The sequence below is a fragment of the Suipraeoptans intestinalis genome, assembly GCF_009696485.1.
Lineage (GTDB): Bacteria > Bacillota > Clostridia > Lachnospirales > Lachnospiraceae > Suipraeoptans > Suipraeoptans intestinalis.
This window is the reverse complement of record NZ_VULY01000043.1, coordinates 1-5,635: the sequence shown is the minus strand read 5'-3', so window position 1 is coordinate 5,635 and position 5,635 is coordinate 1. Positions and strand designations below refer to the sequence as shown.

The following is a 5,635-nucleotide window of genomic DNA, read 5'->3' as shown; positions in this document are numbered from 1 at the left end:
GATATCTGGCAACGATTACTCTGGAAGCCCGGATTATTTTAAGTTAAGACGAAGAGGTAAAAGGAGAAGAGCAAATGTTATTGAGGATACAAAAAAAACTGTTCCATATCAAGGCGGCAATAGATGTGCTGGAGCATGAAAATGATGTGCTGACAGTAAAGGGGTGGATCTTTTCTCCGCAACAGGAATTAAAGCAGGTAGGTCTGATCGTAAGAGATGGAAAGACAGAGCATCGGATAGACGGACATTATCGACTGAAGCGTACAGATGTCTATCAGGAATTCCGTATGGACAATGCCAAAAAATGTGGATTCTATGCACAGGCATTGTGGAGGATATTGAAGCATATCAGGTGTGGATCACATATGCGAAAGGAGAAAAGCAGTATAAAGTATATCTGGGAACGCTGAAGAGCGGATCAAAACGGAGAGAAGGAATGCCGGGACGGGTAACAGAGATAGACAAGACAGATGAAGCGATCAATATAGCAGATCTGTTGGATCAGCAGCAAAGCTACCAGTTTCAGTTTCCAGAAAAATTCCAGTCGGAGAAGTAGATATTATCGTTCCGGTATATAATGGATACCGATTTTGGATAAGCTTTAAAAACGATCCCATTGACCGGGATGACATACCGGTTGATTTTGATTGATGACAAAAGTCCGGACAGCAGAGTAGCAGAATTTCTGGCTGCCTACGCGAAAGAGAAAGAACATGTGGTTTTTTGCAGAATGAGGAAAATCTTGGATTTGTTCAAACGGTAAACAGAGGGCTTCGCTATGTGAGAACCATGTGGCTCTGGTCAATACGGATGTAGAGCTTCCGAACCTGTGGCTGGAAAGGCTGATGCTGCCTATTCTCCAGGACGAGAAGGTGGCGTCTGCCACTCCATATACTACTTGTGGTACGATCTGTAGTTTTCCGGAATTCGGACAGGATAACCGCTGTTTTAGGCCGGAGTGTGGAGGAAATTGATGAGGAATTTATAAAGATTCCTCCAAAGTACACGGAAATGCCTACAGGAGTGGGATTTTGTATGGGATGAGCCGGCATGCACTGCAGTCTGTGGAGGATTTGATGCAGAAAGTTTTGGGAAAGGATATGGAGAAGAAAACGACTGGTGTCAAAGAGCGATAGAACAAGGCTACAAGAATGTTCAGGTAGAGAATCTGTTTGTATTCACAATCATGGAGGAAGCTTTCTCAGTGAGGATAAAAAACGATATCTGAAAAGAAACGGGGAGATCTTATTAAAAAAACACCCGTACTACAACAAGGATGTTTCCAGATTCTGCAGTCTGGATCCGAACAGGAAGTCAGAGAGTTTATCAAGCTGAATCTGCTGTTGCGTCATGAAGCTTGCGGCAGGGACGATCCTGGCATTTGATCACAGTCTGGGAGGCGGAGCCACCAGTTACCTGGAAGGGAAAAGAAGGGAATCGGCGGGAAGCAGGAAATGCATTTGTCACAGTCAGATTTGATTTTTGAAAGAAGCCTATAAGATACGATACGACTGTCAGGGACATAAGGTGGAACTGCGTGTAAAAACAAGAGAAGATCTATTTCGTATCATGAAATACCTTGCAGTGAGGAAAATCTGGATCAACGAATTAGTTACATATCCGGAGCTGTACGATTTTCTGGAGGAGATCAAAAAGTTTTCGAAACAGAATGATGTAGGAATAACAATGTTGATGCACGATTTCTTTTCTGTATGTCCAACCATCAACTTGCTGGATGATACGGGAAAATACTGTAGGATCCCGGAGTTGGAGCGCTGTGAAAACTGTCTGAAAAATACGGAATCTTTGCAGGCACTGGAATATGGAACGATGTTCCGCTGGAGAAAAGAATGGAAAGCTTTTTTGAAAGCATGTGAGGAAGTGACGGTATTTCCGAAGATTCCAGACAGATCGTAGAAAAGGCGTTTGGAAGGCTGGAGAATATAGCAGTGCGTCCCCATCAGATCTCCTACATCCCCAAAGTGGAAAAGCAGCATAAAATCAGCAAGACATTAAATATCGGCCTGCTGGGGGTACTGACCAAACACAAGGGCGGACTCTGATCAGGGAACTGGCGGAAATCATAGAAAGAAACAGACTGGACATTCGGATCATTCTGATTGGAAGCAGTTCCAGAAAGATAAAAGCCCGGTTTATAGGGAAACAGGTCCTTACACCAGAGACAGCATTCCAAGGCTGATTCTGGAAAATGATATCGATATTTTCCTGATCCCATCCATTTGGCCGGAGACCTTTTCCTACACGACAGAAGAAATCATGCAGATGGGAATGCCTGTTATGAGTTTGATATCGGAGCGCCTGCCGAACGGATCAAGAAATACGAAAAGGGACTGATCATTCCTGAGATCTCGCCGCAGGCAGTTCTTAAATCTGTCAAAGAAGAGCCGCTGATCAGAGAAGTTTTAGAAAAGCCTGACCGGAAGCAGAAAGTACTGTTTGTTGTAGAGGAAGTTACCTTTTCCTCCAGATACAGAGTGGATCATTTGCGGGAACAGCTGATCTGGAGGGGAATTGCTTCGGACTGTATCGGGATTAGGGAGATTTCCAGGCAGGACCTGGAGGGCGTATACAAGTGTCGTTGTGTATCGCAGTTCCAAATATGGAGAAATAGGGAAGCTGATAGACAGAGCGCATCGAAGGGGTCTGAAAGTCTACTATGATATGGATGATTATATTTTTGATTATTCTGCCATAAAAGATCTGCACTTTCTGGAAGGATCCGATTATGTGGGATTTGAGACATATTCCGGAGATATTTTCCGGACAATGACGTTGTGCGACGGATATTATTGTTTCTACGAACCAGTTAAAGCAGGCGCGACAGAGGAAGCGTTTCCGGGGAAAAACCGTGGTCATCAAACAGAAAGTGCAGATCTTTGATGGCAGAATAATCAAAAATATAATCATCCATATCATAGGTAGACTTTCAGACCCCTTCGATGCGCTCTGTCTATCAGCTTCCCTATTTCTCCATATTTGGAACTGCGATACACAACGACACTTGGTATACCCCTCCAGGTCCTGCCTGGAAATCTCCCTAATCCCGATACAGTCCGAAGCAATTCCCCTCCAGATCAGCTGTTCCCGCAAATGATCCACTCTGTATCTGGGAGGAAAAGGTAACTTCCTCTACAACAAACAGTACTTCTGCTTCCGGTCAGGCTTTTCTAAACTTCTCTGATCAGCGGCTCTTCTTTGACAGATTTAAGAACTGCCTGCGGCGAGATCTCAGGAATGATCAGTCCCTTTTCGTATTTCTTGATCCGTTCGGCAGGCGCTCCGATATCAAAACTCATAACAGGCATTCCCATCTGCATGATTTCTTCTGTCGTGTAGGAAAAGGTCTCCGGCCAAATGGATGGGATCAGGAAAATATCGATATCATTTTCCAGAATCAGCCTTGGAATGCTGGTCTCTGGTGTAAGGACCTGTTTCCCTATAAACCGGGCTTTTTATCTTTCTGGAACTGCTTCCAATCAGAATGATCCGAATGTCCAGTCTGTTTCTTTCTATGATTTCCGCCAGTTCCCTGATCAGAGTCCGCCCCTTGTGTTTGGTCAGTACCCCCAGCAGGCCGATATTTAATGTCTTGCTGATTTATGCTGCTTTTCCACTTTGGGGATGTAGGAGATCTGATGGGGACGCACTGCTATATTCTCCAGCCTTCCAAACGCCTTTTCTACGATCTGTCTGGAATCTTCGGAAAATACCGTCACTTCCTCACATGCTTTCAAAAAGCTTTCCATTCTTTTCTCCAGCGGAACATCGTTCCATATTCCAGTGCCTGCAAAGATTCCGTATTTTTCAGACAGTTTTCACAGCGCTCCAACTCCGGGATCCTACAGTATTTTCCCGTATCATCCAGCAAGTTGATGGTTGGACATACAGAAAAGAAATCGTGCATCAACATTGTTATTCCTACATCATTCTGTTTCGAAAACTTTTTGATCTCCTCCAGAAAATCGTACAGCTCCGGATATGTAACTAATTCGTTGATCCAGATTTTCCTCACTGCAAGGTATTTCATGATACGAAATAGATCTTCTCTTGTTTTTACACGCAGTTCCACCTTATGTCCCTGACAGTCGTATCGTATCTTATAGGCTTCTTTCAAAAAATCAAATCTGACTGTGACAAATGCATTTCCTGCTTCCGCCGATTCCCTTCTTTTCCCTTCCAGGTAACTGGTGGCTCCGCCTCCCAGACTGTGATCAAATGCCAGGATCGTCCTGCCGCAAGCTTCATGACGCAACAGCAGATTCAGCTTGATAAACTCTCTGACTTCCCTGTTCGGATCCAGACTGCAGAATCTGGAAACATCCTTGTTGTAGTACGGGTGTTTTTTTAATAAGATCTCCCCGTTTCTTTTCAGATATCGTTTTTTATCCTCACTGAGAAAGCTTCCTCCATGATTGTGAAATACAAACAGATTCTCTACCTGAACATTCTTGTAGCCTTGTTCTATCGCTCTTTGACACCAGTCGTTTTCTTCTCCATATCCTTTCCAAAACTTTCTGCATCAAATCCTCCCACAGACTGCAGTGCATGCCGGCTCATCCCCATACAAAATCCCACTCCTGTAGGCATTTCCGTGTACTTTGGAGGAATCTTTATAAATTCCTCATCAATTTCCTCCACACTCCGGCCTAAAAACAGCGGGTTATCCTGTCCGAATTCCGGAAAACTACAGATCGTACCACAAGTAGTATATGGAGTGGCAGACGCCACCTTCTCGTCCTGGAGAATAGGCAGCATCAGCCTTTCCAGCCACAGGTTCGGAAGCTCTACATCCGTATTGACCAGAGCCACATGGTTCTCACATAGCGAAAGCCCTCTGTTTACCGTTTGAACAAATCCAAGATTTTCCTCATTCTGCCAAAAAAACCACATGTTCTTTCTCTTTCGCGTAGGCAGCCAGAAATTCTGCTACTCTGCTGTCCGGACTTTTGTCATCAATCAAAATCAACCGGTATGTCATCCCGGTCAATGGGATCGTTTTTAAAAGCTTATCCAAAAATCGGTATCCATTATATACCGGAACGATAATATCTACCTTCTCCGACTGGAATTTTTCTGGAAACTGAAACTGGTAGCTTTGCTGCTGATCCAACAGATCTGCTATATTGATCGCTTCATCTGTCTTGTCTATCTCTGTTACCCGTCCCGGCATTCCTTCTCTCCGTTTTGATCCGCTCTTCAGCGTTCCCAGATATACTTTATACTGCTTTTCTCCTTTCGCATATGTGATCCACACCTGATATGCTTCAATATCCTCCACAAATGCCTGTGCATAGAATCCACATTTTTGGCATTGTCCATACGGAATTCCTGATAGACATCTGTACGCTTCAGTCGATAATGTCCGTCTATCCGATGCTCTGTCTTTCCATCTCTTACGATCAGACCTACCTGCTTTAATTCCTGTTGCGGAGAAAAGATCCACCCCTTTACTGTCAGCACATCATTTTCATGCTCCAGCCACATCTATTGCCGCCTTGATATGGAACAGTTTTTTTTGTATCCTCAATAACATTTGCTCTTTCTCCTTTTACCTCTTCGTCTTTAACTTAAAATAATCCGGGGCTTCCAGAGTAATCGTTGCCAGATATCCCAC

General features: G+C 44.1%; 11 protein-coding genes. 5 read left to right on the top strand and 6 right to left on the bottom strand.

What is annotated here, in order from left to right; genetic code table 11:
- Positions 1-74: 74 nt before the first annotated feature.
- The 5 genes from FYJ34_RS12590 to FYJ34_RS12570 all read left to right on the top strand — a co-directional run bounded on the left by FYJ34_RS12590 (position 75) and on the right by FYJ34_RS12570 (position 2,901).
- A complete protein-coding gene (locus tag FYJ34_RS12590) occupies positions 75-410 on the top strand; it encodes a hypothetical protein (RefSeq protein ID WP_154479010.1) in 336 nt (111 codons plus the stop codon).
- A gap of 381 nt (positions 411-791) precedes the next feature.
- Complete coding sequence (locus tag FYJ34_RS12580) at positions 792-974, top strand: hypothetical protein (RefSeq protein ID WP_154479008.1); 183 nt, start codon at positions 792-794, stop codon at positions 972-974.
- Between the two features lie 376 nt (positions 975-1,350).
- Positions 1,351-1,479, top strand: coding sequence for a hypothetical protein (locus FYJ34_RS13685; RefSeq protein WP_268878968.1), 129 nt, complete (start codon positions 1,351-1,353; stop codon positions 1,477-1,479).
- A 3-nt stretch (positions 1,480-1,482) separates the two neighbouring features.
- The gene (locus FYJ34_RS12575; protein WP_154479007.1) at positions 1,483-1,917 is read left to right on the top strand and encodes a hypothetical protein; all 435 of its coding nucleotides are present in this window, start codon (positions 1,483-1,485) and stop codon (positions 1,915-1,917) included.
- A gap of 684 nt (positions 1,918-2,601) precedes the next feature.
- Complete coding sequence (locus FYJ34_RS12570) at positions 2,602-2,901, top strand: hypothetical protein (RefSeq protein ID WP_154479006.1); 300 nt, start codon at positions 2,602-2,604, stop codon at positions 2,899-2,901.
- Between the two features lie 287 nt (positions 2,902-3,188).
- On the opposite strand, the gene FYJ34_RS12565 is transcribed toward FYJ34_RS12570, so the two are convergent.
- The 6 genes from FYJ34_RS12565 to FYJ34_RS12540 all read right to left on the bottom strand — a co-directional run bounded on the left by FYJ34_RS12565 (position 3,189) and on the right by FYJ34_RS12540 (position 5,505).
- Entirely contained in the window at positions 3,189-3,416 is a 228-nt protein-coding gene (locus FYJ34_RS12565) for a glycosyltransferase (RefSeq protein WP_330582768.1), read from the bottom strand.
- A 186-nt stretch (positions 3,417-3,602) separates the two neighbouring features.
- A complete protein-coding gene (locus tag FYJ34_RS12560) occupies positions 3,603-3,767 on the bottom strand; it encodes a hypothetical protein (protein ID WP_154479004.1) in 165 nt (54 codons plus the stop codon).
- Positions 3,752-4,273, bottom strand: a complete 522-nt coding sequence (locus FYJ34_RS12555) for a hypothetical protein (RefSeq protein ID WP_154479003.1) — start codon at positions 4,271-4,273, stop codon at positions 3,752-3,754. Before FYJ34_RS12555 ends, FYJ34_RS12560 begins: the two co-directional genes overlap by 16 nt.
- 209 nt (positions 4,274-4,482) lie before the next feature.
- Positions 4,483-4,911 carry a glycosyltransferase family protein gene (locus FYJ34_RS12550; RefSeq protein WP_154479002.1) on the bottom strand — a complete coding sequence of 143 codons (429 nt, stop codon included), beginning with the start codon at positions 4,909-4,911 and terminating at the stop codon, positions 4,483-4,485.
- On the bottom strand, positions 4,889-5,275 hold the full coding sequence (locus FYJ34_RS12545; RefSeq protein WP_154479001.1) for a glycosyltransferase family 2 protein: 387 nt from the start codon (positions 5,273-5,275) through the stop codon (positions 4,889-4,891). The genes FYJ34_RS12550 and FYJ34_RS12545 overlap by 23 nt, the downstream gene beginning before the upstream one ends.
- Positions 5,218-5,505 (bottom strand): hypothetical protein, encoded by a 288-nt coding sequence (locus FYJ34_RS12540; RefSeq protein ID WP_154479000.1) that lies wholly within the window; start codon positions 5,503-5,505, stop codon positions 5,218-5,220. Before FYJ34_RS12540 ends, FYJ34_RS12545 begins: the two co-directional genes overlap by 58 nt.
- Positions 5,506-5,635: the final 130 nt, after the last annotated feature.

Bases quoted from the DNA above. Each gene is read 5' to 3' on its own strand.
- FYJ34_RS12590 (WP_154479010.1), top strand. From the start codon at position 75: ATGTTATTGAGGATACAAAAAAAACTGTTCCATATCAAGGCGGCAATA.
- FYJ34_RS13685 (WP_268878968.1), top strand. From the start codon at position 1,351: ATGAAGCTTGCGGCAGGGACGATCCTGGCATTTGATCACAGTCTGGGA.
- FYJ34_RS12560 (WP_154479004.1), bottom strand. From the start codon at position 3,767: ATGGAAAGCTTTTTGAAAGCATGTGAGGAAGTGACGGTATTTTCCGAA.
- FYJ34_RS12550 (WP_154479002.1), bottom strand. From the start codon at position 4,911: ATGTGGTTTTTTTGGCAGAATGAGGAAAATCTTGGATTTGTTCAAACG.
- FYJ34_RS12540 (WP_154479000.1), bottom strand. From the start codon at position 5,505: ATGTGGCTGGAGCATGAAAATGATGTGCTGACAGTAAAGGGGTGGATC.